The sequence below is a fragment of the Tunicatimonas sp. genome, from assembly GCF_049647865.1.
In the GTDB taxonomy this organism is placed as follows: Bacteria; Bacteroidota; Bacteroidia; order Cytophagales; family Cyclobacteriaceae; genus Tunicatimonas.
In genome coordinates, this window is record NZ_JBARYM010000399.1 from 1 (window position 1) to 2666 (window position 2666).

The window sequence follows — 2666 nt, forward strand, 5'->3', positions numbered from 1 at the left end:
GCATCCTCCCAGTTCCAGGCATCCAGTTGCATCACGGAAGAAGTACCCGGAATGATACCACCCTGCGGAGTAGTCTGTGCCAATAAAATACCATTGAAGCGCAGGGTAGGAATAATTTCCGAATCAGTATTGTAGGAGATTACGGCTCGGATGTTAGGGTTCAACATACCTCGTTCGGCTTCGTCCACGGTGGCACCCACGGCACCAATTTCTTTCAAACCCACGGTGGTGTTAGGAAGAATAAAACCCGGATAAATATGTTGCCCTTCTGCGGGAAGTATCTGGTAGTCGGATAAATCCATATCCTCCAGTACACTGGTTTCGGCCACCATCTCGATGTTACCATCTCGAATAGCCACGGCCCCATTTTCAATCACCTCACCATTGCCCACGTGTACGGTAGCTCCGGCCAAAATAATTGGTTGCGACTGAGGCTCACCCGGGGAGGGTACTTGTGCCCAAGTGTTCAGGCTGATTAGTGAAAAGAAAAGAATTGCTATAAAATATTTCATGGTGGTTCTTTTGGTTGAGACGCAAAATATCGCATCTGTACTATCTATATTAGTGTATATGTTCCGTATGGCCGAATCCGACATCTTCGCAGTGGAATAGCTGTTGAAGAGTGCGGCTGGCTGCTTGGGTAGATGCGCCGTTCTTTTTAGCATCCTGCATCTTCTGAACTAAGCGAGCCCGTTGTTCGGCTACCCACTCTTCTTTTTCCGCATTAGCTTCCACATCGTAATAAACTTTCCCATCTACCATCGTCTTTTCGGCCTGAGCGTAAATAGACAGTGGATTATCCGTCCAAAGTACTAAGTCCGCATCTTTACCCACTTTAATACTGCCCATCTGATCTTCTAAGTGTAGTAGTATGGCTGGATTTAGGGTGACCATTTTCCAGGCATCTTCTTCCGACATTCCTCCGTATTTCACCGATTTAGCCGCTTCCTGATTAAGGCGACGGGCCATTTCGGCATCATCAGAGTTGATTGCTACCGTTACCCCGGCCATATTCATCAGGGTAGGGTTATACGGAATAGCGTAGCGCACTTCAAATTTATAGGCCCACCAGTCGGCAAAGGTTGAACCGTAGGCCCCGTGCTCAGCCATTTTATCGGCTACTTTGTACCCTTCCAGAATATGAGTGAATGTATTCACGTTAAAATCAAATTGGTCAGCTACGTGCATCAGCATGTTAATTTCGGACTGAACGTAAGAGTGGCAAGTAATAAAGCGTTCGCTCTTCAGAACTTCCACTAAAGCTTCCAGTGCCAGATCGCGACGGGGTGCAGGAGTTTGTTCCTTCTGACGGTTGGATAAACCTTCGTATTCCTGCCAGGCTTGATCGTATTCTTCGGCACGGGTGAAAGCATCTAAAAATACCTGTTCTACGCCCATGCGGGTTTGCGGGTAGCGAATTGAACTGTTGTTGCTGGAACGTTTTACGTTTTCACCCAGCGCAAACTTGATATGTTCGTCCGCTCCTTCAATTAGCATCTCCTGCGGCGACGAACCCCAGCGCATTTTTACCAAAGCCGACTGCCCACCAATCGGATTAGCCGAACCGTGTAGTAACTGAGAAGCGGTTACTCCCCCAGCCAATTGGCGATAAATATTAATATCGTCGGATTCAACAACGTCTCTCATTCGCACCATAGCCGAATTGGTGGCTACGTCGTTCACGCTAGAGAGAGCGATGTGGGAGTGTTCGTCGATGATACCGCTGGTGAGGTGTTTGCCGCTACCATCAATCACTGTAGCTCCGTTAGCCGAAAGATCTTCACCAACTTCTGCAATTTTACCATCTTGAACCAGCACATCGGTATTTTCTATAATGCCCTGATCTTCGTTGGTCCAAACGGTGGCCCCCTGAATGAGATACGTGGTAGCTTCGGGCACACGCTGCTGACTGCCGTAGGGCAAAAACGGATAAACAATCTCGGCTAAGTCATTAGGGTCAACCGCCTTATCATCAGTAGGTTTCTCATCAGTTTTCTCCAGAGGATTCTGGTAATTGGCTTCCCACGCAACCCATTCGCCGCTGGGTAGTTTGCCCCGGCCTTGCAGTTTCTGCCCTTCAATCCAACCGGAAAGGCGGATTCGTTCGCTCTTTTCCGCGTCGGGCGCAAATGCCAGAGTAACCGTTTCTTTCGCTACTTCGGAAGTAACATCAATCTTGGTGGTATCGTCGGGCACGATCTGAAACTTGAGTTCACCGGGTTTGCCACTTACTTGCAGTGGATAGCTTTCGTTACCCACAGCTAAGGTATATTCGCCCCGCAAATCACTAGCATCCATTTCGTTGATGACAAAGGCTTTTCCCTGAATCCAGTTTTCGTAAATCTGCGCATCTTCTTGAAAGATGTTATCCGACGTGATGATGAAGTTCGCAATAGCCCCTTCCTTCAAGCTTCCCAGTTGATCGCTGGCCCGGATCATTTGGGCGGGAGCGGAGGTGAGAGCCTTCAGCGCGACATTCTCCGGTAGTCCGTACTGAACGGCTTTTCGCAGGTTTTTCAAAAATGTCTTGCTATTTGTGCTACCTTCCGCTGTAATGGCAAAAGAGATACCTTCTTGGGCCAGCATGGCTAAGTTGGCGGGAGCGCGCTCCCAGTGCATCATGTCAGCCAAGTCAACATTCTCGGCATCGTAGGGATCATCTACAT

Annotated in this window: 1 protein-coding gene and 1 pseudogene; both read right to left on the reverse strand. The window is 48.7% G+C overall.

Going from position 1 to position 2666, the window contains the following annotated elements; genetic code table 11:
* A pseudogene (locus WBA23_RS11965) lies at positions 1 to 512 on the reverse strand (amidohydrolase family protein); the annotation flags it as partial.
* A 49-nt stretch (positions 513 to 561) separates the two neighbouring features.
* Positions 562 to 2666, reverse strand: a 2105-nt coding sequence (locus tag WBA23_RS11970) for an amidohydrolase family protein (RefSeq protein WP_424582513.1), incomplete at its 5' end; no start/stop codon positions are given.